Source organism: Pseudomonas rhizophila (assembly GCF_003033885.1).
Lineage (GTDB): Bacteria > Pseudomonadota > Gammaproteobacteria > Pseudomonadales > Pseudomonadaceae > Aquipseudomonas > Aquipseudomonas rhizophila.
On the sequence record NZ_CP024081.1, the window covers coordinates 4,861,205 to 4,884,325 of the forward strand.

Annotated in this window: 16 protein-coding genes and 1 pseudogene; 6 read left to right on the forward strand and 11 right to left on the reverse strand. The window is 60.6% G+C overall.

Going from position 1 to position 23,121, the window contains the following annotated elements:
* Positions 1–43: 43 nt before the first annotated feature.
* Positions 44–1,341: pseudogene (tcuC, locus tag CRX69_RS22550) on the forward strand (tricarballylate/proton symporter TcuC).
* Positions 1,342–1,493: 152 nt separating this feature from the next.
* On the opposite strand, the gene CRX69_RS22555 reads toward tcuC, so the two are convergent.
* On the reverse strand, positions 1,494–2,957 hold the full coding sequence (locus CRX69_RS22555) for a glyceraldehyde-3-phosphate dehydrogenase (RefSeq protein WP_047227217.1): 1,464 nt from the start codon (positions 2,955–2,957) through the stop codon (positions 1,494–1,496).
* 168 nt (positions 2,958–3,125) lie between these two features.
* Between CRX69_RS22555 and mfd the strand changes: the two genes are divergently transcribed.
* The 3 genes from mfd to CRX69_RS22570 are packed head-to-tail and all read left to right on the forward strand — an operon-like array spanning position 3,126 to position 9,857.
* The gene (gene mfd, locus CRX69_RS22560) at positions 3,126–6,575 is read left to right on the forward strand and encodes a transcription-repair coupling factor (RefSeq protein WP_047227216.1); all 3,450 of its coding nucleotides are present in this window, start codon (positions 3,126–3,128) and stop codon (positions 6,573–6,575) included.
* A gap of 10 nt (positions 6,576–6,585) precedes the next feature.
* Entirely contained in the window at positions 6,586–7,152 is a 567-nt protein-coding gene (locus CRX69_RS22565) for a CsiV family protein (RefSeq protein ID WP_047227215.1), read from the forward strand.
* A gap of 11 nt (positions 7,153–7,163) precedes the next feature.
* The gene (locus CRX69_RS22570; protein WP_047227214.1) at positions 7,164–9,857 is read left to right on the forward strand and encodes a DEAD/DEAH box helicase; all 2,694 of its coding nucleotides are present in this window, start codon (positions 7,164–7,166) and stop codon (positions 9,855–9,857) included.
* A 982-nt stretch (positions 9,858–10,839) separates the two neighbouring features.
* Here the strand turns inward: CRX69_RS22570 and CRX69_RS28095 are convergent.
* The 4 genes from CRX69_RS28095 to CRX69_RS22590 form a co-directional block, all read right to left on the reverse strand.
* Positions 10,840–10,965 (reverse strand): hypothetical protein, encoded by a 126-nt coding sequence (locus tag CRX69_RS28095; RefSeq protein ID WP_268990178.1) that lies wholly within the window; start codon positions 10,963–10,965, stop codon positions 10,840–10,842.
* Between the two features lie 90 nt (positions 10,966–11,055).
* Positions 11,056–11,796, reverse strand: coding sequence for an S-methyl-5'-thioinosine phosphorylase (locus CRX69_RS22580; RefSeq protein WP_047227213.1), 741 nt, complete (start codon positions 11,794–11,796; stop codon positions 11,056–11,058).
* Positions 11,797–11,807: 11 nt separating this feature from the next.
* Entirely contained in the window at positions 11,808–12,818 is a 1,011-nt protein-coding gene (nagZ, locus tag CRX69_RS22585) for a beta-N-acetylhexosaminidase (protein ID WP_107322905.1), read from the reverse strand.
* Between the two features lie 171 nt (positions 12,819–12,989).
* Positions 12,990–13,697: a TetR/AcrR family transcriptional regulator gene (locus CRX69_RS22590; RefSeq protein ID WP_092403122.1), complete on the reverse strand. Its 708-nt coding sequence runs from the start codon at positions 13,695–13,697 to the stop codon at positions 12,990–12,992.
* Positions 13,698–13,937: 240 nt separating this feature from the next.
* Here CRX69_RS22590 and lexA point away from each other — a divergent pair, with 240 nt between their 5' ends.
* Together lexA and sulA are read left to right on the forward strand one after the other, a co-directional pair.
* Entirely contained in the window at positions 13,938–14,546 is a 609-nt protein-coding gene (gene lexA / locus CRX69_RS22595; RefSeq protein WP_047227210.1) for a transcriptional repressor LexA, read from the forward strand.
* A 10-nt stretch (positions 14,547–14,556) separates the two neighbouring features.
* On the forward strand, positions 14,557–15,030 hold the full coding sequence (gene sulA / locus CRX69_RS22600) for an SOS-induced cell division inhibitor SulA (protein WP_047227209.1): 474 nt from the start codon (positions 14,557–14,559) through the stop codon (positions 15,028–15,030).
* A 71-nt stretch (positions 15,031–15,101) separates the two neighbouring features.
* On the opposite strand, the gene CRX69_RS22605 is transcribed toward sulA, so the two are convergent.
* From CRX69_RS22605 to fadB, 6 genes are all read right to left on the reverse strand, one after another.
* Complete coding sequence (locus CRX69_RS22605; RefSeq protein WP_047227208.1) at positions 15,102–15,335, reverse strand: hypothetical protein; 234 nt, start codon at positions 15,333–15,335, stop codon at positions 15,102–15,104.
* 106 nt (positions 15,336–15,441) lie between these two features.
* A complete protein-coding gene (locus tag CRX69_RS22610; RefSeq protein WP_107322906.1) occupies positions 15,442–15,966 on the reverse strand; it encodes a DUF6586 family protein in 525 nt (174 codons plus the stop codon).
* A gap of 246 nt (positions 15,967–16,212) precedes the next feature.
* The gene (gene topA / locus CRX69_RS22615) at positions 16,213–18,825 is read right to left on the reverse strand and encodes a type I DNA topoisomerase (protein WP_107322907.1); all 2,613 of its coding nucleotides are present in this window, start codon (positions 18,823–18,825) and stop codon (positions 16,213–16,215) included.
* Positions 18,826–18,940: 115 nt separating this feature from the next.
* Positions 18,941–19,177 (reverse strand): DUF1653 domain-containing protein, encoded by a 237-nt coding sequence (locus CRX69_RS22620; protein ID WP_047227205.1) that lies wholly within the window; start codon positions 19,175–19,177, stop codon positions 18,941–18,943.
* Positions 19,178–19,286: 109 nt separating this feature from the next.
* Positions 19,287–20,462, reverse strand: coding sequence for an acetyl-CoA C-acyltransferase FadA (fadA, locus tag CRX69_RS22625; protein ID WP_025212747.1), 1,176 nt, complete (start codon positions 20,460–20,462; stop codon positions 19,287–19,289).
* Positions 20,463–20,492: 30 nt separating this feature from the next.
* Positions 20,493–22,640 carry a fatty acid oxidation complex subunit alpha FadB gene (gene fadB / locus CRX69_RS22630; protein ID WP_107322908.1) on the reverse strand — a complete coding sequence of 716 codons (2,148 nt, stop codon included), beginning with the start codon at positions 22,638–22,640 and terminating at the stop codon, positions 20,493–20,495.
* Positions 22,641–23,121: the final 481 nt, after the last annotated feature.

A 23,121-nucleotide genomic window follows, 5' to 3' on the forward strand; every position in this document is an offset into this window, starting at 1 on the left:
GTGCAGCGCTTTCATACAAGATTGTCAGAGTGAGTACCTACCCATGCCTTCCAACACCAGCAACGGCAAGGCGATCTTTCGCGTTGTCAGCGGCAACTTCCTGGAGATGTTCGACTTCATGGTCTATGGCTTCTACGCCACGGCCATTGCCAAGACGTTCTTCCCGACCGACAGTGCTTTCGCCTCGCTGATGCTGTCCCTGGCCACATTTGGCGCCGGGTTCTTGATGCGCCCGCTGGGGGCGATTTTTCTCGGGGCCTACATCGACCGGCACGGCCGCCGCAAAGGCTTGATCATCACCTTGGCGATGATGGCCGCCGGCACCGTCTGATCGCTTGTGTGCCGGGTTACACCACCCTCGGCGTGGCGGCACCGCTGCTGGTGCTGCTGGGGCGATTGCTGCAGGGCTTTTCCGCCGGTGTTGAGCTGGGCGGCGTATCGGTGTATCTGGCGGAAATTTCCACACCGGGGCGCAAGGGTTTCTTTGTCAGTTGGCAATCCGCCAGTCAACAGGCCGCCGTCGTGTTTGCCGGCCTGCTGGGCGTTGGCCTCAATCACTGGCTGAGTCCCCAGGAGATGGGCGAATGGGGCTGGCGCGTGCCGTTTCTGGTGGGTTGCATGATCGTGCCGGTGATATTCGTGATCCGTCGCTCCTTGGAAGAAACACCTGAATTCCAGGCGAGAAAACATCGCCCTACCCTGTCGCAAATCATCCGTTCCATCGGTCAGAACTTCGGCATCGTCCTGGCGGGCATGGCGTTGGTGGTGATGACCACGGTGTCGTTTTACCTGATCACGGCGTACACGCCGACCTTCGGTAAAGCCGAACTGAACCTGTCGGACCTGGATGCGTTGCTGGTGACGGTATGCATCGGGCTGTCGAACTTCTTCTGGCTGCCGGTGATGGGCGCATTTTCCGACAAGATCGGACGCAAGCCCTTGCTGCTGGGTGCGACGATTCTGGCGATCCTCACGGCATATCCGGCGCTGTCCTGGCTGGTGGCGAACCCCAGCTTCAGCCATCTGCTGATCGTGGAGTTGTGGTTGTCGTTCCTGTATGGATCGTACAACGGTGCCATGGTAGTCGCCTTGACGGAAATCATGCCGTTGGAAGTGCGCACCACCGGCTTCTCCCTGGCCTACAGCCTGGCAACAGCGACCTTCGGCGGGTTTACGCCAGCGGCCTGTACTTATCTGATTCATGTGCTGGGCAACAAGGCCGCGCCGGGGATATGGCTCAGTGGCGCGGCGGTGTTGGGGCTGATTGCTACCTTGGTGTTGTTCAGGGGCAATCGCCATGAACTGCGGACTGCACAGGCCTTGGCGGCGAGCGGCGCCTGACAGATTGCTATCGCGAGCAGGCTCGCTCCCACAGGATTTACTCGGTCCATTGTGGGAGCGAGCCTGCTCGCGATGAGGCCAGCCCGGGCGACAAAAAACCCAGACAAAAAAACGCCCCGACAAGTCGGGGCGTTTTCATGTGCAGCTAAGGCTTAGCGCGGGAATGCTGGCGGGTTTACACCGGCCATGTCTTCCATCACGCGAACGACCTGGCAGCTATAACCGAACTCGTTGTCGTACCAGACGTACAGCACAACGCGGTTGTCCTGAACGATGGTCGCTTCAGCGTCGACCACGCCGGCATGGCGCGAGCCAACGAAGTCGGTGGACACCACTTCCTGGGAATTGACGAAATCGATCTGCTTGTGCAGGTCGGAGTGCAGCGCCATATAGCGCAGGTACTCGTTCATCTCTTCACGGGTGGCGGCTTTCTCAAGGTTCAGGTTGAGGATGGCCATCGACACGTTCGGCGTCGGTACACGGATCGCGTTGCCGGTCAGCTTGCCGGCCAGCTCAGGCAAAGCCTTGGCAGCAGCGGTGGCGGCACCGGTCTCGGTGATCACCATGTTCAGCGCGGCGCTGCGGCCACGACGGTCGCCTTTGTGGAAGTTGTCGATCAGGTTCTGGTCGTTGGTGTACGAGTGAACGGTTTCAACGTGACCGTTGATGATGCCGAACTTGTCGTTCACAGCCTTGAGCACCGGCACGATGGCGTTGGTGGTGCACGAAGCGGCGGAGACGATCTTGTCGTCAGCGGTGATTTCGTTGTGGTTGATGCCGTGAACGATGTTCTTGAGCTTGCCCTTGCCAGGTGCGGTCAGAACAACGCGGTCGACACCCGGGCATGCCAGGTGCTGGCCCAGGCCATCGGCGTCACGCCATACACCGGTGTTGTCCACCAGCAGTGCGTCCTTGATGCCGTACTGGGTGTAATCCACCTCGGTCGGGTTCTTCGCGTAGATCACCTGGATCAGGTTACCGTTGGCCGTGATGGTGTTGTTTTCTTCGTCGATGGTAATGGTGCCGTTGAACGAACCATGGACCGAATCGCGACGCAGCAGGCTGGCGCGCTTGGTCAGGTCGTTCTCCGCGCCTTTGCGCACCACGATGGCACGCAGGCGCAAACCATCGCCACCACCGGTTTTCTCGATCAGGATGCGCGCCAGCAGACGACCGATACGACCGAAGCCGTAGAGCACGACGTCGGTGCCTTTGCGTGCCGAAACGTTTTGCTGGCCAACCACATCAGCCATCTCTTCGCGAACGAACTGCTCGGCGCTACGGCCGTTGCCTTCGTTACGGAATTTGAACGCCAGCTTGCCCAGGTCCACCGAAGCCGCGCCGAGCTTGAGCTCGCTCATGGCCTTGAGCAGAGGGAATGTTTCGTGGACGGAGAGTTCGCTGTCGTCGGAAGAACGGTGGCGAGCAAAGCGGTGAGCCTTGAGAATCGCGATGACAGACTGGTTGATCAGGCTGCGGCCATAGATCGAGCTCACCACGTTGTTATTGCGGTAGAGCTGACCGATGAGAGGGATCATCGCTTCTGCGAGTGCTTCACGATCGATCCATTCACCAAGACACTGGTCGGGCTTCTGAGTCACGGGAACCTTCCACATGTAGGGGCTGAAAAAAGGGGCTACATTATGCCGCCGACTCTTCGGCGGAGCAATGCGCGCCTGTCGCACCGTGGTTTTCCTGTTCGCCAGGGTAGTCTGCGACTGACAGCCGCCCCCTTCCCCCGCTACAATTGCCGACTTTGTCGCAACGCTGGAGCTCAACCTTCCGTGCCCGTTCTGCGTCTCCCGCTTCTCCCTGCCGCGGCAGGTAAACAGCACTGGGGCAACCTGCCCGGTGCCGCCCTGAGCCTGGCCATTGCCGAGGCTGCCAGCGCTGCAAAGCGCTTTACCCTGCTGCTGACCGCCGACAGCCAAAGCGCCGAGCGGCTCGAACAGGAACTGAGTTTCTTCGCCCCGGATTTGCCTGTGCTGCATTTCCCGGACTGGGAAACCCTGCCCTACGATCTGTTTTCGCCCCACCAGGACATCATTTCCCAGCGAATCGCCAGCCTTTATCGATTGCCGGAGCTCAGTCATGGCGTTTTGGTAGTGCCGATCACCACGGCCCTACATCGTCTGGCACCGACCCAGTTTTTGCTCGGCAGCAGCCTGGTGCTGGACATCGGCCAGAAGCTCGACGTCGAGCAAATGCGCAGCCGTCTTGAAGCCAGTGGCTATCGTTGCGTCGACACGGTGTACGAGCACGGCGAGTTCGCGGTACGCGGCGCGCTGATCGATCTGTTCCCGATGGGCAGCAAGTTGCCTTACCGCATCGACCTGTTCGATGACGAAATCGAAACCCTGCGCACTTTCGACCCGGAAAACCAACGCTCCATCGACAAAGTACAGTCGGTGCGCCTGCTGCCGGCCAAGGAATTCCCGCTGCAAAAAGACGCCGTGACCCGCTTCAAGGCGCGCTTTCGCGAACGCTTCGATGTGGATTTCCGTCGCTGCCCGATCTTCCAGGACCTGAGCAGCGGGATCACTCCCGCCGGTATCGAGTACTACCTGCCGCTGTTTTTCGAAGAAACCTCCACCCTGTTCGATTACCTGCCCCAGGACACCCAGGTGTTTTCCCTGCCCGGCATCGAGCAGGCGGCGGAAAACTTCTGGAACGATGTGCGCAATCGCTACGAAGAGCGCCGCGTCGATCCTTCCCGGCCTTTATTGCCACCGGCCGAGCTGTTCCTGCCGGTGGAAGACTGCTTTGCCCGGCTCAAGAACTGGCCACGCGTGGTGGCAAGCCAGCAGGACGTGGAAACGGGCGTCGGCCGCGAACGCTTCCCGGCCAAGGCCTTGCCGGACCTGGCGATCGAAGCCAAGGCCACGCAGCCACTGGCGGCCCTGGCCGGTTTTCTCGACGGTTTCCCCGGCCGCGTGCTGTTCACCGCCGAATCCGCCGGTCGTCGTGAAGTGCTGCTGGAACTGCTTGAACGCCTGAAACTGAGGCCGAAAACCGTCGATAGCTGGCCAGACTTCGTCGCCGGCAAAGATCGCCTGGCGATTACCATCGCGCCGCTGAACGATGGCCTTGTCCTGGAAGACCCGGCCCTAGCGCTGGTGGCCGAAAGCCCGTTGTTTGGTCAGCGCGTCATGCAGCGTCGGCGTCGCGAGAAACGCGCCGACGCCGCCAACGACGCGGTCATCAAGAACCTCACCGAGCTGCGCGAAGGCGCGCCAGTGGTGCACATCGACCACGGCGTAGGCCGCTACCTGGGTCTGGCGACCCTGGAAATCGACAACCAGGCCGCCGAATTCCTCACCCTGGAATACGCCGAGGGTGCCAAGCTCTACGTGCCGGTGGCGAACCTGCACCTGATCGCCCGCTACACCGGGAGCGACGACGCCCTGGCGCCGCTGCATCGCCTGGGTTCGGAAACCTGGCAGAAAGCCAAGCGCAAGGCCGCCGAACAGGTGCGCGACGTGGCCGCCGAGTTGCTGGACATCTATGCCCGGCGCGCCGCCCGCGAGGGGTATGCCTTCGCCGACCCGAAAGCCGACTACGAGACCTTCAGCGCCGGGTTCCCCTTCGAGGAAACCGTCGACCAGCAAACCACCATCGAGGCCGTGCGCGCTGACATGCTCGCGCCCAAACCGATGGACCGGCTGGTGTGCGGCGATGTCGGTTTCGGCAAGACCGAAGTGGCGATGCGCGCCGCATTCATTGCCGTGCACGGCGGCAAGCAGGTGGCAATCCTGGTGCCCACCACCCTGCTTGCCCAGCAGCACTACAACAGTTTCCGCGACCGCTTCGCCGACTGGCCGGTGACCGTGGAGGTGATGAGCCGCTTCAAGTCCACCAAGGAAGTGAACGCGGCGGTGGCCGATCTGGCCGAGGGCAAGATCGACATCGTCATCGGCACGCACAAACTGCTGCAGGACGATGTGAAGATCAAAAACCTGGGGCTGGTGATCATCGACGAAGAGCACCGCTTTGGCGTGCGCCAGAAAGAACAGCTCAAGGCCCTGCGCAGCGAGGTCGACATCCTGACCCTGACGGCCACGCCGATCCCGCGCACGCTGAACATGGCGGTGTCGGGCATGCGTGACCTGTCGATCATCGCCACGCCGCCGGCCCGTCGCCTGTCGGTGCGCACCTTCGTCATGGAGCAGAACAAAAGCACGATCAAGGAAGCCCTGCTGCGCGAGCTGCTGCGGGGCGGCCAGGTCTATTACCTGCACAACGACGTCAAGACCATCGAGAAATGCGCCGCCGACCTGGCCGAGCTGGTGCCGGAAGCCCGCATCGGCATCGGCCACGGGCAGATGCGCGAACGTGAACTCGAACAGGTGATGAGCGATTTCTACCACAAGCGCTTCAACGTGCTGATCGCCTCGACCATCATCGAGACCGGCATCGATGTGCCGAGCGCCAACACCATCATCATCGAGCGCGCCGACAAATTCGGCCTGGCCCAGTTGCACCAGTTGCGCGGTCGGGTCGGGCGCAGTCACCACCAGGCCTACGCCTACCTGTTGACGCCACCGCGCCAGCAGATCACCCCGGACGCGGAAAAGCGCCTGGAAGCCATCGCCAACACCCAGGACCTGGGCGCCGGTTTCGTGCTGGCCACCAACGACCTGGAAATCCGCGGTGCAGGCGAGTTGCTGGGCGACGGCCAGAGCGGCCAGATCCAGGCCGTGGGTTTCACCCTGTACATGGAAATGCTCGAACGGGCGGTCAAGTCGATCCGCAAGGGTGAGCAACCGAACCTCGACCAACCGTTGGGCGGCGGGCCGGAAATCAATCTGCGGGTGCCGGCGCTGATCCCGGAAGACTACCTGCCGGATGTCCACGCACGGCTGATCCTCTACAAACGCATCGCCTCGGCCACTGACGAAGAAGGCCTCAAGGACCTGCAAGTGGAGATGATCGACCGCTTCGGCCTGCTGCCGGAGCCAACCAAGAACCTGGTGCGTACCACCTGGCTCAAGCTCAAGGCCGAGCAACTGGGCATCAAGAAAGTCGACGGCGGCCCCAATGGTGGTCGTATCGAGTTCGAAGCCCAGACGCCGGTCGATCCGCTGGTACTGATCAAGCTGATCCAGGGCCAGCCCAAACGCTACAAGTTTGAAGGTGCCACGATGTTCAAATTCATGGTGCCCATGGAACGCCCGGAAGAGCGTTTCAATACCGTAGAAGCGCTGTTCGAGCGCCTCACTCCGACCCCTGCTTGAAGGACGCCCCATGCGCCTGTTTCGCTCACTGACCTTGTTGATGACCCTGGTCGCTCCCCTGGCGTTTGCCGATGACCTGTATCAGGTTGAAATGATCCTGATGCGCCAGAACGCCGAACCGGCGATTGTCAGCCGCGCCGCACCGGAGGACTGGGACGCGGGCGCGCAACGCCTGGACGCGAAGAGCCAGCGCACGCCTGCATTGGGTCACATCGTGGAAAAACTCAACGCCAGCGGCCAGTACACGGTGCTGATGCACAAAGCCTGGCAGCAGAACCTGGGCGAACAGGGCAGCCGAATCGCCGTCAGTGATGGCGCAGAACAGTTCGGCCAGTTTCCCATCGAAGGAACCCTGGAACTGAAACTGGGGCGGTTTACCGACGTGGACGCCGACTTCTGGATCAACCAGATCGACACCAATGGCCTGGTCACTTCCAGCGAACGCCTCAAACAGCAGAGCCATACCAAAAATGGCCAGTTGAATTTCCTCGACAACGGCCACCTCGGCCTGCTGATCAAAATCACCTCGCTGACTGCGCCTGCGCCACGGCAGGCGCCTGACGTCATTCCGGACTGATCGGCGCGCCTATGCCCTCGCCCCTGAGCAAACCCCTGGCACCCTCCTGGGTCAATCGATTCAAGGAACAGAGCCTGGAGCGCGGGCGCCGTTACGCGCTGGAAAACCGCGTCAGGATCGTCGAGGCCGGCGACAGCACCATCACCGCCAGTTGTGAAGGCTCTGGGGGTAACGTTTACCGCCAGACGATTCGCCTGAAAGAGTCAGCCAAAGGCACGTTGATTCTGCTTGAAGCCGCCTGTACCTGCCCGGTGCGCATCAACTGCAAGCACTGCGCGGCGGTGCTGCTGCAAGTCCAGGAAACCCTGGCCTACCCGGCCGCCGAGAAAGACGCGCAGTTGCTGGAGAAACTCCAGGCCGTGCTGGAAAACCGCAGCCCCAAGGCCCCGCCGCAAGTGCTGGTGGACAACGTCCAACCAATGCCGCGGCTGTGGCTGGCGAGCATCGAGTTCAGCGCTTTCGAGCCGCGCAATGGCAAGATGCAGCGCTACATCCAGCACCGCGCCGCCCTGTCTTTCAGCTACCTGGACGAATACGTCAGCGGCCAGCGCAACACTGACGTACTGATTCGCCAGGACACACAGACGCTGCGGATAAAACGCCAGACAGAAGTGGAGCAGTCCTACCGCGAACAGCTTCGAATCCTCGGCTTCAAAATCGCAACCCGCCAAAGCAAGGCCCTGCCCGAAAGCGCCGGTGAACTGTACGAGATGGTCAACGACAGTGCGTGGCTGACGTTCACCCTCAACGATCTGCCGAAACTGCGTAGCCAGGGCTGGGAGTTGCAGATCGACGAGGATTTCGGTTTCGACCTGACGGCGGTGGACGAATGGTACGCCACGGTCGAAGAAACGCCGGAACGGGACTGGTTCGATCTGGAACTGGGGATCATCGTCAACGGTGAGCGATTGAGCCTGCTGCCGATTCTGCTGAACCTGATGCGTTCGCACATCGAGCTGTTCAACCCGGAACGCCTGGCCAGGCGCCGCGATGACGAACTCATTCTGGTCAACTTGCCTAACCGCCCGAACTCCGAGTTCGGCCCGCAGCAAGTGGCCCTGCCCTATGGCCGGCTGAAACCGGTGCTGGCCACCCTGGGCGAGTTTTACCTGCAAGAACCGGGCACCACCAAACTGCGCTTGAACAGCGCGGATGCCCTGCGCCTGAACCCGCTGCAAGACATGCCCTTGCGCTGGGAAGGCGGCGAACACATTCGTGGCCTGGCCCAGCGCCTGCGGGACATCAAGGACTACACCAGCACGGCGCCAGACGGTCTGAACGCCACGCTGCGGCCTTATCAGCTCGAAGGTTTAAGCTGGATGCAATCGCTCAGGCAACTGGAAGTCGGCGGCATCCTCGCGGACGACATGGGCCTGGGCAAAACCCTGCAAACCCTGGCGCACATCCTCAGCGAAAAAAACGCCGGGCGCCTCGACCGCCCTTGCATGGTGGTCATGCCCACCAGCCTGATCCCCAACTGGCTCGACGAGGCCGCCCACTTCACCCCGCAACTCAAGGTATTGGCCTTGTACGGCGCCGGGCGCAAGAAGCACTTTGACCGGCTGAACGATTACGACCTGGTCCTCACCACCTATGCGCTATTGCCCAAAGATGTCGAGCGCCTGGCGGCGCAGCCGTTGCATGTGCTGATCCTCGATGAAGCCCAGTACATCAAGAACCCGAACAGCAAAGCCGCCGAGGCGGCCCGCGAACTCAACGCCCGCCAGCGGCTGTGCCTGTCCGGTACGCCGCTGGAAAACCACCTGGGTGAATTGTGGTCGTTGTTCCACTTCCTGCTGCCGGGATGGCTCGGGGACGTCAAGAGCTTCAACCGCGACTACCGCGTGCCGATTGAAAAGCGCGGCAGCGATGTGCGACTGCAGCACCTCAACGGTCGGATAAAACCTTTTCTGCTGCGCCGGACCAAGGAGCAAGTGGCGACAGAACTGCCACCCAAGACCGAGATCATTCATTGGGTCGAGCTCAGCGATGCCCAGCGGGACGTCTACGAAACCATGCGCCTGGCCATGGACAAGAAGGTACGCGACGAGATCACCCGCAAAGGCGTGGCTCGCAGCCAGATCATCATTCTCGAGGCGCTGCTCAAGCTGCGCCAGGTCTGTTGTGACCTGCGCCTGCTCAACGATGCCGCCCTGCCCGCCCGCGGCAGCACCTCGGGCAAGCTCGACAGCCTGATGGAGATGCTCGAAGAGCTGTTTGAAGAAGGTCGCCGGGTGCTGCTGTTTTCTCAGTTCACCTCGATGCTGTCGCTGATCGAAGACGAACTGAAGAAACGCGGCGTCGATTACGCCATCCTGACCGGCCAGACCCGGGACCGACGTACGCCGGTCAAGGAATTCCAGAGCGGCAAGCGTCAGATCTTTCTGATCAGCCTGAAGGCCGGCGGCGTAGGCCTGAACCTCACCGAGGCGGACACCGTGATCCACTACGATCCATGGTGGAACCCCGCCACCGAAAACCAGGCGACCGACCGCGCCTATCGCATCGGCCAGGAGAAGCCGGTGTTCGTCTACAAAATGATTGCCCGAGGCACGGTGGAAGAAAAGATTCAGTTACTGCAGAAGGAAAAATCCGACCTCGCAGCCGGCGTATTGGACGGGCGCGTGGCCGGAGACTGGAAACTGCAAAGCGACGATATCGAGGCGCTATTCGCGCCACTGCCGGACAAGCTGGAAAAACGCTGATTCACAGCAATCCCTGTGGGAGCCGAGCTTGCTCGCGATAGCGGTGATTCAGTTGTTGGAGATCTTGGCTGTGCCGCCGTCATCGCGAGCAGGCTCGCTCCACATTGCCCTGAGGTGAGCGCCGGATAGGTCTGCACCCCGAATCTCCTGTGGGAGCGAGCTTGCTCGCGATAGCGGTGGTTCAGTTGTTGGAGATCTTGGCTGTGCCGCCGTCATCGCGAGCAAGCTCGCTCCCACATTGCCCTGAGGTGAGCGCTGGATAGGTCTGCACCCCGAATCTCCTGTGGGAGCGAGCTTGCTCGCGATAGCGGTGGTTCAGTTGTTGGAGGTCTTGGCTGTGCCGCCGTCATCGCGAGCAGGCTCGCTCCCACATTGCCCTGAGGTGAGCGCAGCATAGGTCTGCACCCCGAATCTCCTGTGGGAGCGAGCTTGCTCGCGATAGCGGTGATTCAGATGTTGAAGATGTTGGCTGTGCCGCCGTCATCGCGAGCAGGCTCGCTCCCACATGGCCCTGAGGTGAGTGCTGGATAGGTCTGCACCCCGAATCTCCTGTGGGAGCGAGCCTGCTCGCGATAGCGGTGATTCAGATGTTGAAGAGGTTGGCTGTGCCGCCGTCATCGCGAGCAAGCTCGCTCCCACATTGCCCTGAGGTGAGCGCCGGATAGGTCTGCACCCCGAATCTCCTGTGGGAGCGAGCCTGCTCGCGATAGCGGTGGTTCAGTTGTTGGAGATCTTGGCTGTGCCGCCGTCATCACGAGCAGGCTCGCTCCCACATGGTCCTGAGGTAAGCGCCGGATAGGTCTGCACCCCGAATCTCCTGTGGGAGCGAGCCTGCTCGCGATAGCGGTGGTTCAGTTGTTGGAGATCTTGGCTGTGCCGCCGTCATCGCGAGCAGGCTCGCTCCCACATTGCCCTGAGGTGAGCGCAGCATAGGTCTGCACCCCGAATCTCCTGTGGAAGCGAGCTTGCTCGCGATAGCTGACTAACCGGTAGACACCTTGTCACTTTGAAAATCCCTCACCGGCGTGCGCCGATCCGTGGTGCTGCCGGTCAACAACGAATAGTCAAGGCTGCGCTTTTGCAGCTCCTCCTCAATCAAGGCCAGCATTGAGGTGAACTGGGAAAACAACAGAATCTTGCCCGAATAGCCCTTGCTGACAGCAGGAAACCTTTGTGCCCGTTTTCACTGCCTGTTCCGCTAGCCAGCCATCAATACCCGCGCCAACGTCGACTTCACCTTCCCCATCCCGTCATGCAGCGCCTGCTCGATTTCCGCCATGGTGATCACAGCCGTGGACTTGCCCGCCGCCGGATTCACCACCAGCGCCAGGCAGGCGTAATCGAGCTCCAGCTCACGGGCCAGCGCCGCTTCCGGCATGCCGGTCATGCCGACGATGTCGCAACCGTCGCGCTCCAGGCGGGCGATTTCGGCCACGGTTTCCAAGCGCGGGCCCTGGGTGCAGGCGTAGACGCCATGGCTGCTGTAGCCACAGCCTTCGGCGGCCAGGGCGGCGATCAGTTGCTGGCGCAGCGCCTCGCTGTAGGGGTAGCTGAAATCAATGTGGGTAACCGCCTCCAGGTCATCGGCAAAATAGGTGTGCTGACGGCCGCTGGTGTAATCGATCAATTGGTGAGGCACGCAGAAATGCCCGGTCCCCATCGCGGCGTGAATCCCGCCCACGGCGTTGACCGCCAGGATCGCCTCGGCGCCGGCCTGCTTCAGGGCCCAGAGATTGGCGCGATAGTTCACTTGATGAGGTGGAAAGCGATGAGGATGGCCGTGACGGGCCAGAAACAGCACTTCGCGCCCGGCGTAGTCACCGATCTGCACCTCGGCCGATGGCGCACCATAGGGCGTTTCTACTGCCAGGGACTGGCGAATGGTCAGACCTTCGAGTTGGGTCAGGCCAGTGCCGCCGATAATTGCGTAAACGGTCATGACAAATGTCCTTAATCGATCAGTTGGGCGGCTTTCAGCGCGCCGATTGCCGTCAGCCAGCGTGGGTCCTGGCGGTACTCGGTGGAGGCGAAGGCCTGCCCGCGCATGCGTGCGATGCGCGCCGATGGTTTGACCTTCAACCGCTGGGCGGCGCTCAAGGCCAGTTCGGCGGCGGCGCGGTCGTTGCACACCAGCCCCATGTCGCAACCGGCCGACAACGCCGCCTCGATACGACTGGCGGCATCACCCACCACATGAGCACCCGCCATCGACAGATCATCGCTGAAAATCACACCATCGAACTGCAATTCGCCACGCAGAATGTCCTGCAGCCAGCGCCGGGAAAAACCGGCCGGATTGGCATCGACCTGCGGATAAATGACATGGGCCGGCATGACGGCCGCCAGTTGCTTGCTCAGTTTGGCGAACGGAACCAGATCGTGGGCGCGGATCTGTTCAAGGCTGCGCTCATCGTTGGGAATGGCCACATGGGAATCGGCTTCGGCCCAGCCGTGGCCGGGGAAATGCTTGCCGGTGGCGGCCATACCGGCGGCGTTCATGCCCCGAATGAAGGCACCTGCCAGCAGCGCTGCGCGCTCGGGGTCGCCTTCGAAGGCACGACTACCGACCACCGCGCTACGTTGATGATCGAGGTCCAGCACCGGGGTAAAACTCAAATCGAGGCCGACCGCCAGCACTTCAGCGGCCATGATCCAGCCGCACTGCTCGGCCAGGTATTCGGCATTTGGGTTGTCGGCAATCGCCCGCATTGCCGGCAAACGCACAAACCCCTGGCGCAGGCGCTGCACACGCCCGCCTTCCTGATCGACCGCCAGCAGCAGGTCGGGGCGGATGGCGCGAATCGAGGCGCTCAGCTCGCGTACCTGGCGTGGATGCTCGATATTGCGAGCAAAAATGATCAGGCCACCCACTTCGGGCTGGCGCAACAGGTGGCGATCTTCGGCCGTCAACCAGGTACCGGCGACGTCCACCATCAACGAGCCTTGAAGGCCAGCAGTCATAGTATTTCCTTGATAACAATGAACCCGCACAGCGACGCACGCACGACCGCGCTGCCGGGCTCCAGGCCCGGCAGGTCACGGTTATGCAATGAAATATAAAGCGGGTTCGAAACGAGAGTCGGCATGGGCCGCTAGCTTAGCGGATGTAGGCAGCCGCGCCCACCCGTGCACTCAGGCCTTGGCGAGCGCCGGGGCTGATTTGCTGCGTGGGCGCAACTGCGCGGCAGCCATGGCCTCATCGGTGACGCCACTTTCGGCGCGCATGCCTGCGGCCAGGAATGGCACCATCAGACGCATCACTTGCTCAATCGAGGTATTCACACCGAAATCGGTTTCAGCGATGGCCCGCAGCGCCTTGATGCCGGACATGCTGAAGGCAGCGGCGCCGAGCATGAAATGCACGCGCCAGAACAACTCGATCGGCGGAATGCGCGGCGCGGCCTCATTGACCAGAAGCATATAGCGGCGGAAAACCTTGCCGTACATGTCTTCCAGATACCGCCGCAGGTGGCCTTGGCTCTGGCTGAATGCCAAGCCCAGCAAGCGCATGAAAATGGAAAGGTCGTTACCGCTGCGTGGCTGCACGACAAGGGCTTGCTCAACCAGGATCTCCAGCAGCTCTTCCAGGGTTGGCTTGACGTCAGGCTTGGCCTGACGCCGCTCCAACTCACGATCCAGGCTGACACAGAAAGGCCCGAGGAAACGCGAGAACACGGCCTGGATCAGCGCTTTCTTCGAACCGAAGTGATAATTCACCGCCGCCAGGTTCACCCCGGCCTTGCTGGTGATCAGACGCAATGAGGTTTCAGCGAAACCTTTTTCCGCGAACAATTGCTCGGCAGCATCGAGAATGCGTTCTACGGTTTCCGACTGGGCCATGGCTACTCCGCCTGACAAACACTTGTTTGAAACATACGTTTCAGCCTTGGGGTTGTCAAGCCTGCCGGGACGTTTTGCGAACGCTCGGTCAGATATTTAACCACACCTGCGGCCCGCTGTAGCCCATGACGTTTTTGCGGCCCGACCGACCGTCCAGCGGCCTGTGCGAAAAGGAGGATTGCCAAGCCGCGCCCACTGTATATAATCCCAGTCACTGTATAAAAAGACAGAGCGATCAATATGCTAAAGCTGACGCCACGCCAAGCAGAGATTCTAGCCTTCATCAAACGCTGCCTCGAAGACAACGGCTACCCGCCGACCCGCGCGGAAATCGCCCAGGAACTGGGCTTCAAGTCGCCCAACGCGGCTGAAGAGCACCTCAAGGCGCTGGCTCGCAAGGGCGCTATCGAAATGACCCCGGGCGCGTCCCGTGGCATTCGCATCCCCGGCTTCGAGGCCAAGGCCGACGAAACCACCCTGCCGATCATCGGCCGGGTAGCAGCAGGTGCTCCGATCCTCGCCGAGCAGCATGTCGAGGAGTCCTGCAACATCAACCCATCGTTCTTCCATCCACGAGCTGACTACCTTCTTCGCGTGCACGGCATGAGCATGAAGGACATCGGCATCTTCGACGGCGACCTTCTTGCGGTCCACACCACTCGCGAAGCCCGCAACGGCCAGATCGTGGTGGCGCGAATCGGTGATGAAGTGACCGTCAAGCGTTTCAAGCGCGACGGCAGCAAGGTCTGGCTGATTGCCGAGAACCCCGAGTTCGCCCCCATCGAAGTCAATCTTAAAGATCAGGATCTGGTCATCGAAGGCTTGAGTGTCGGCGTTATTCGCCGCTAAAGGAGGCTTTATGCAGTTCCCACACACACCACAACACACTCAACTTCCGCTGTTCGAGGCGTTCATGGCCCAACCGCTGGTTCCCGCCCTCAAAGAGGTGATCGAGTCACCTTGGGGCGCCGAGCCCGAAGCCTTCAGCGAACTGTCGTTACGTGGTGCCGCCGGGAACTGCCTGAACCTGCTGGCGCCGATCCTGCGCGAGCTGAGCCAGGACCAGGACGCTCGCTGGCTGACGCTGATCGCACCACCGGCCAGTGTCACCCAGGCTTGGCTGCGAGATGCGGGCCTGAACCGTGAGCGCATCCTGCTGCTACAGCCGCGAGGCACTCAAAGCGCCCAGCAACTGACCTGCGAAGCGTTGCGCCTGGGTCGCAGCCATACGGTGGTCAGTTGGCTCAATCCGTTGACCACAACCGCACGGCAACAGTTGATCAGCGCCGCGCGCACCGGGGACGCACAAAGCCTGAATATTCGATTGGGCTAAAAAACTCAGGGCTTCTCCAGGACAGAGAAGCCGGCCAGGAACACTATCGTCCAAAAAGCCGACAGGCGGGATCAATGAAGAACCCGCGGCCCCTCTTCCTTGTTGAATTCGCCTTCAACCAGACGACCTGCCATCTGCACGCCCACACTCAACATCGCCTTGGCGACTTCGACGTGCTGGCCTTGCAGGAAGGCCTTGGCGTCCTCGGAGAAGTTCAAGGTAACCAGAGAACCCTCGTCCTCGGCCCTGCGCAGCTCGATGCGGCCATCAGGAAGTTCGACAATTTCTAGAAAGGACGTTGGCATAAAAGTCTGTTCTCCACGAAAGGCGAGGATTATATAGTCATCGGCCAGGCTTCGCTCGGGATCTTGACCAAGCGTTATGGGCGAATATTACGGATCGGGGGAAAACTCAGCACTCGTTCAGCCCTTCGCGAAAGCGGATTGCCAAGCTCTTGAGGTTCTGACGCCAGCTTTCCAGCTCCTCTCGGCTCAATGCCTGCTCGGGCTCTTCTTCGTCCAGATTGACCGCCATGATCAAAGGCTGGGTCACGTCGCCCTTAGGCTTGCGAGGAGCGCGGGGCGGCTCAAACAGTGCCGCGTGTGCCGCCAACAGTTGCGCCAGCCAGGTTTGCGGGTTGTGCGCCAGCTCGACCATTTCGGCCAGTTCCGGAATGGCGACGGTTTCCAACACCTCTTGTGTCAACAACAGTTCGGCCCGGGGCGCATTTGCCTGCGGCAGACGGTAGAAACCGGCAATTTCGTGGCAAAGCCCCAACAACGCGCCGTACAGATGAAACAGCGCTGATTCGCGCCCAGCCTGGGTCAGCGCGGGGGAATTCATCGCACGCCCATCCTCTGCCCTGGCGAGCGCTTCGAGCGACAGGCCGGCAAAATAAATTTTCTGATTGGTGCGGGTGTAGAGTTCGTGGGCCATGGCGGCATTCTCCCCAACGAAATAAAAGCTTCACGCAAGGGCGACAGTGTCGTGGAACAACCGAGGCCACTGCAAGGCAAAAACAAAAAGGCCGCATGAAAACCTACGGGTTGTCATGCGGCCTTTTGTTGACTTGAGGCTATTGGGACAGCTGCGCCCGAAATATCGGACTGGTCCAGCGGGAGCAAGCCCCCTCGCCACAGGGAGCCCTAAAGCAAGCCCCCCTCTTCAGACAAGCCTTGGTGATCAGCGCTTGTCTTCAACCGTCCATTTACCGCCGTCGTAGTACGCCTTCCAGCCGGTTGGCTTGCCGTCGACTTCGGTCTGCACGTACTGCTCCTTGGTCTTGCGGCTGTAACGAATCACCGCCGGCCGACCCTCCGGATCCTTCTGCGGAGCTTCGCAGAGGAAATGGTACTTCGGATCGATTTCATCCTTGTGCGGCACGATCTCCAGCACCAGCGGCGCACGGGTCTCGCGGTTTTTCGGGAACTGGCTCGCCGCCAGGAACAGGCCGGACGCGCCGTCGCGCAGGATGTAGGTGTCGTTGACCTTCTCGCACTTGAGTTCAGGCATCTTCACCGGGTCCATCTTCGGCGGCGCCGCGTCACCGCTCTTGAGCAGTTTGCGGGTGTTCTTGCAGGTCGGATTGGTGCAGCCGAAGAACTTGCCGAAACGGCCGGTCTTGAGCTGCATCTCACTGCCACACTTGTCGCACTCAAGGCTCGGACCTTCATAGCCCTTGATGCGATAGGTGCCCTCTTCGATCTCGTAACCGGCGCAATCGGGATTGTTACCGCAGATGTGCAGCTTGCGCTTCTCATCCAACAGGTAGGCATCCATCGCTGTGCTGCAGATCGGGCAGCGGTGCTTGCCGCGCAGCACCAGGGATTCCGATTCACCCTCGTCGTCCGCGGCGATTTCGTCGCCCGGCACCAGGTTGACCGTCGCCTTGCAGCGCTCCTTGGGAGGCAGACTGTAGCCCGAGCAACCCAGGAACACGCCAGTCGAGGCGGTACGGATCTGCATCGGACGACCACACGTCAGGCATGGGATGTCGGTCATGACGGGCTGGTTGGCCCGCATGCCGTTCTCGGCACTTTCGGCTACTTCGAGTTTTTTCTTGAAATCGCCATAAAACTCGTCGAGGACGTTTTTCCAGTCCCGCTCACCCTGGGCCACGTCGTCGAGGTTCTCTTCCATGCCGGCGGTGAAGCCGTAATCCATCAGGTTGGAGAAGCTCTCGGACAAACGTTCGGTGACGATGTCGCCCATCTTTTCCGAATAGAACCGACGGTTGTGCAGCGCCACGTAACCGCGGTCCTGGATGGTGGAAATGATCGCCGCGTAGGTCGAAGGACGACCGATGCCACGCTTTTCCATTTCCTTGACCAGGCTGGCTTCCGAATAACGGGCCGGCGGCTTGGTGAAGTGCTGGGTCGGATCAAGCTTGATCAGCTTCATCACATCGCCCTGGGCCATGTCTGGCAGGACGTCGTCGTCACCCGGCTTGGTGATTTGCGGCATGACGCGGGTGTAGCCGTCGAACTTCAGGATGCGGCCCTTGGCGCGCAGCTCGAAGTCGCCAGCACCGACGGTGACCGTGGTCGACAGGTATTGCGCCGGCAGCATCTGGCAGGCCAGGAACTGGCGCCAGATCAGCTCGTAGAGGCGCTCGGCATCGCGCTCCATGCCCGACAGCTTGCTTGGCTCGGTGTTGGCATCGGAGGGACGAATCGCTTCGTGAGCCTCTTGTGCGCCTTCCTTGCTGCTGTAGACGTTCGGCGTCTCCGGCAGGTATTTCTTGCCGAACTCGCATTCTATATAAGTGCGCGCCATTGTCACGGCATCGGCCGAGAGGTTGGTCGAGTCGGTACGCATGTACGTGATGTAGCCCGCTTCGTACAAACGCTGGGCCATCATCATGGTTTTCTTCACGCCGAAACCCAGGCGGTTGCTCGCTGCCTGTTGCAACGTGGAGGTGATGAACGGTGCCGACGGCTTGCTGCTGGTCGGCTTGTCTTCACGCTTGACGATGCTGTAGCTGGAAGCCTTGAGCTTCTCCAACGCAGCCATGGCCTGGGCTTCGTTGAGCGGCTTGAAGGCTTCACCCTTCTCACGGGCCACGTCGAAGCGCACGGTGGCGCCCTTGGCGGTGCCGAGGTCGGCGTGGACTTCCCAGTATTCTTCAGGGATGAACGCACGGATCTCCCGCTCGCGCTCCACCACCAGCTTCACGGCGACCGACTGCACACGCCCGGCCGACAGGCCACGGGCGATCTTGGCCCACAGCAGAGGCGAGACCATGTAGCCCACCACGCGATCAAGGAAGCGCCGCGCCTGTTGGGCGTTGACCCGATCGATGTCCAGCTCGCCTGGCTGGGAGAAGGCCTCCTGGATGGCCTTCTTGGTGATTTCGTTGAACACCACGCGCTTGTAGCGGCTGTCATCCCCACCGATGGCTTCGCGCAGGTGCCAGGCAATGGCTTCCCCTTCGCGGTCCAAGTCCGTCGCCAGATAGATGGTGTCGGCATCCTTGGCGAGCCGACGCAGTTCTTCGATGACCTTTTCCTTGCCCGGGAGGATCTCGTACTTGGCTTTCCAGCCGTGTTCCGGATCAACCCCCATGCGCGAGACCAGCTGCTTGCGCGCCTTGTCCTTGGGCGACAGCGCCGGCGCTTCACCGGCAGCAGCCTTGCCGCGCTTGGCGGCTGGCTCCTTGCTGGCGCTAGCCGAACCGCTGGTGGGCAGGTCTCGGATATGGCCGATACTCGACTTCACCACGTATTGGTTGCCCAGATACTTGTTGATGGTCTTGGCCTTAGCCGGGGATTCCACAATGACCAGCGATTTGCCCATGGATCAGAAAATTCCTGAATTCTAAAAAGTGAAAGGCGGTTGGCGCCTGACGCGGCACCGCTATATATAGTGGCTGCAAGGTGAGGTCAAGCGCAGGGTTGCCCCGGTATCGGCCTCAAGGCTTGGAAAAAAGGCTCTCTTCGGCCTGCACCAAAGCAAAGCGTGGCACCTGCTCGCCGTCAACTTCGACAGACTCCTGGAACATGCTCAACGGTCGCACCCAAAAGCCGTAATCGCCATACAGGGCTTGATAGAAGACCACTTCTTCCTCGGTCTCGGAATGCCGCGCGATGCTGAATACGCGGTACTGCGGACCTTTGTAATGTTGGTAGAGCCCAGGTTGTATCGGCATGCTTCGGCCCTCGCTCAAATATTTTTTAAATAAAAACAAAATCTTTTTTTTCTAAACCCGGAAAAACAAAAACCGGGGCACTTGGCCCCGGCTTCCATCGACGTAACGCTTAGACGCGTTCGAAGACAGTGGCGATGCCCTGGCCGAGGCCAATGCACATAGTGGACACCCCAAAGGTGCCGCCGTTCTGCTTCATGACGTTGAGCAGCGTGCCGGAGATACGCGCACCGGAGCAACCGAACGGGTGACCCAGGGCGATCGCGCCGCCGTGCAGGTTAACCTTCTCGTTCATCTTGTCGAGCACTTTCAGATCTTTCAGCACTGGCAGGGCCTGTGCGGCGAAAGCTTCGTTGAGCTCGAAGAAGTCGATATCGGAAATACTCAGACCCGCACGCTTCAAGGCTTTCTGCGTCGCCGGTACTGGACCATAGCCCATGATTGCCGGATCAACACCGGCCACGGCCATCGAACGAATCACCGCCATCGGCTGGATGCCCAGGTCCTGGGCACGCTGGGCCGACATCACGATCATGCACGAAGCACCGTCGGTGATCTGCGAAGAAGTACCGGCTGTCACGGTGCCGCCCTTTGGATTGAAGGCCGGCTTGAGGGCCGCCAGGCTTTCCAGGGTGGTTTCCGGACGAATGGTTTCGTCGTAGTCGAACAATTTCAGGAAACCGTTCTCGTCGTAGCCCTGCATCGGGATGATTTCATCCTTGAACTTGCCTTCCACGGTCGCCTTGTGGGCGAGCTGGTGGGAGCGCACGCCGAAGGCGTCCTGCTGTTCGCGGGTGATGCCGTGCATTTTGCCGAGCATTTCCGCGGTCAGGCCCATCATGCCCGAGGCTTTTGCCGCGTACAGCGACATGTGCGGGTTCGGATCGACGCCGTGCATCATGCTCACGTGGCCCATGTGCTCGACACCGCCGACGACGAACACATCACCGTTGCCGGTCATGATCGCCTGAGCAGCGGTATGCAGCGCGCTCATGGACGAACCGCACAGACGGCTGACAGTCTGTCCGGCCGCGGTGTGAGGGATCTGGGTCATCAGCGAAGCCATGCGGGCGATGTTCCAGCCCTGCTCCAGGGTCTGGTTCACACAGCCCCAGATTACGTCTTCGACTTCGTTGGGGTCGACCTTGACGTTACGTTCCAGCAGCTTGCTGATCAGGTGCGCCGACATGTCTTCGGCGCGGGTGTTGCGGTGCATGCCGCCCTTGGAGCGGCCCATCGGCGTACGACCGAAGTCGACAATCACGACGTCTCTAGGATTCAAGCTCATAAATGTTCTCTCGCTCTAGTCGTTGGGCGCTTAACCGAAGAAGCTCTGGCCGTTCTTGGCCATTTCACGCAGCTTCGCGGTCGGGTGGTACAGCGCGCCCAAATCAGCGTACTGGTCTGCCAGGGCAACGAACTCGGCCACACCGATCGAATCGATGTAGCGCAGCGCACCGCCACGGAATGGAGGGAAACCGATACCGTAGACCAGACCCATGTCGGCTTCGGCGGCGGTTTCAACAATGCCGTCTTCCAGGCAACGCACGGTTTCAAGGCACAGCGGGATCATCATCCAGTTGATGATGTCCTCGTCGGTGACTTCGCGCTGCTCGTAGACGATCGGCTTGAGCACTTCCAGCACCGACGAGTCGGCCACTTTCTTCTGCTTACCGCGCTTGTCGGTCTCGTAGGCGTAGAAGCCCTTGCCGTTCTTCTGGCCCAGGCGCTTGGCTTCGTAGAGCACGTCGACGGCCGACCGGCGGTCGTCTTTCATGCGGTCCGGGAAGCCTTCAGCCATGACATCGCGACCATGGTGGCCGGTATCGATGCCGACCACGTCCATCAGGTACGCAGGGCCCATCGGCCAGCCGAATTTTTCCATGATCTTGTCGATGCGCACAAAGTCCACACCAGCGCTGACCAGCTTGGCGAAACCGCCGAAGTACGGGAACAGAACGCGGTTGACCAAAAAGCCCGGGCAGTCGTTGACGACGATCGGGTTCTTGCCCATTTTCTTGGCGTAGGCCACGGTGGTGGCGATCGCTTGTTCGCTGGACTTCTCGCCACGGATCACTTCCACCAGCGGCATCATGTGCACCGGGTTGAAGAAGTGCATGCCGACGAAGTTTTCCGGACGCTTGAGGGCCTTGGCCAGCAGCGAGATGGAAATGGTCGAGGTGTTCGAAGCGAGGATGGTGTCCTCTTTGACCTTGTCTTCGACTTCAGCCAGTACCGCCTGCTTGACCTTCGGGTTCTCGACAACGGCTTCGACCACCAGGTCGACATGGCCGAAATCGCCGTAAGACAAGGTCGGACGAATGCCGTTGAGCACTTCGGCCATCTTCGCCGCGGTCATGCGACCTTTATCGACGCGGCCAACCAGCAGCTTGGCCGCCTCGGCCAGGCCTTGCTCGATACCGTGCTCGTTGATGTCTTTCATCAGGATCGGCGTGCCTTTGGACGCCGACTGATAGGCGATACCGCCACCCATGATACCGGCGCCGAGTACGGCGGCCTGCTTCACGTCACGGGCGATTTCGTCGTAGGCCTTGGCCTTTTTCTTCAGTTCCTGGTCATTGAGGAACAGACCGATCAGGCTTTGTGCAGCCGAGGTCTTGGCCAGTTTGACGAAGCCGGCGGCTTCGACTTCCAGGGCCTTGTCGCGACCGAAGTTCGCGGCTTTCTGGATGGTCTTGATCGCTTCGACCGGCGCCGGGTAGTTCGGGCCTGCTTGACCTGCGACGAAACCCTTGGCGGTTTCGAAAGCCATCATTTGTTCGATGGCATTGAGCTTGAGCTTTTCCAGCTTCGGCTGGCGCTTGGCCTTGTAGCCGAACTCGCCACTGATGGCGCGCTTGATCGTTTCGAGGGCCGCTTCCTGGAGTTTGCCTGGCTCGACCACGGCATCCACGGCGCCGACTTTCAGTGCGTCTTCAGCACGGTTTTCCTTGCCGGCGGCAATCCACTCGATGGCGTTGTCGGCACCGATCAGGCGCGGCAGACGCACGGTACCGCCAAAGCCTGGGTAGATGCCCAGCTTGACTTCCGGCAGGCCGATCTTGGCCGTGCTGGACATGACGCGGTAATCCGCTGCCAGGCACATCTCAAGGCCGCCACCCAGGGCGATGCCATTGATGGCCGCGACGGTCGGTACGTTGAGGTCTTCGAAGTCGCTAAAAATACGGTTCGCTTCGAGGTTGCCAGCGATCAGTTCGGCATCGGGCAGCTTGAAGTTATCGACGAATTCGGTGATGTCGGCGCCGACGATGAAGACGTCCTTGCCGCTGCTGACGATCACACCCTTGATCGAAGCATCTGCCTTGATAGTGTCCACAGCCTGACGCAGTTCATTCAGGGTTAGACGGTTGAACTTGTTGACGGACTCACCCTTGAGATCGAACTTCAGTTCGACGATGCCACTTTCAAGAGCCTTAACCGTGATGGCTTTACCTTCGTAAATCATCAACTGATCTCCACGATATGGAAGCTGAACAGTACACGTTGAACGCTGACTGCTGGTTCGGCATTGACGTTTACCGCCGATGCTACGCCAATCCGCCAGGCACACCCGTCAACGCGATAGTCGGGGTTCTGTAGGAACGTTCGGAAAATACAAACGCTCAATTCATACGCCCGTTTGATTTGGGTATGCCACCTTCACGGAATTTCCGACAATTGTCAATCGCCCTAAACAGGGGCTTGAACGCGACTTCCCGGTCATTTGCGTACCGCACGGATCCGCAACACGGCGCTGCATGTACAGCCATTCATAGGATCAATAATTAGAAAAGTCGCCCTAATTCCAAGCGCGCTGGATTCAACCGACTACTCTGTCGGGAGCGCGATTGAAGATTTTGAGCAAAGGACGTTACGAACGAACGTCCGGATAGGCGTTTTGATTACCGGCCTGCCTGGCCAACCCGCCCGATGAGACTGTCGGGCTT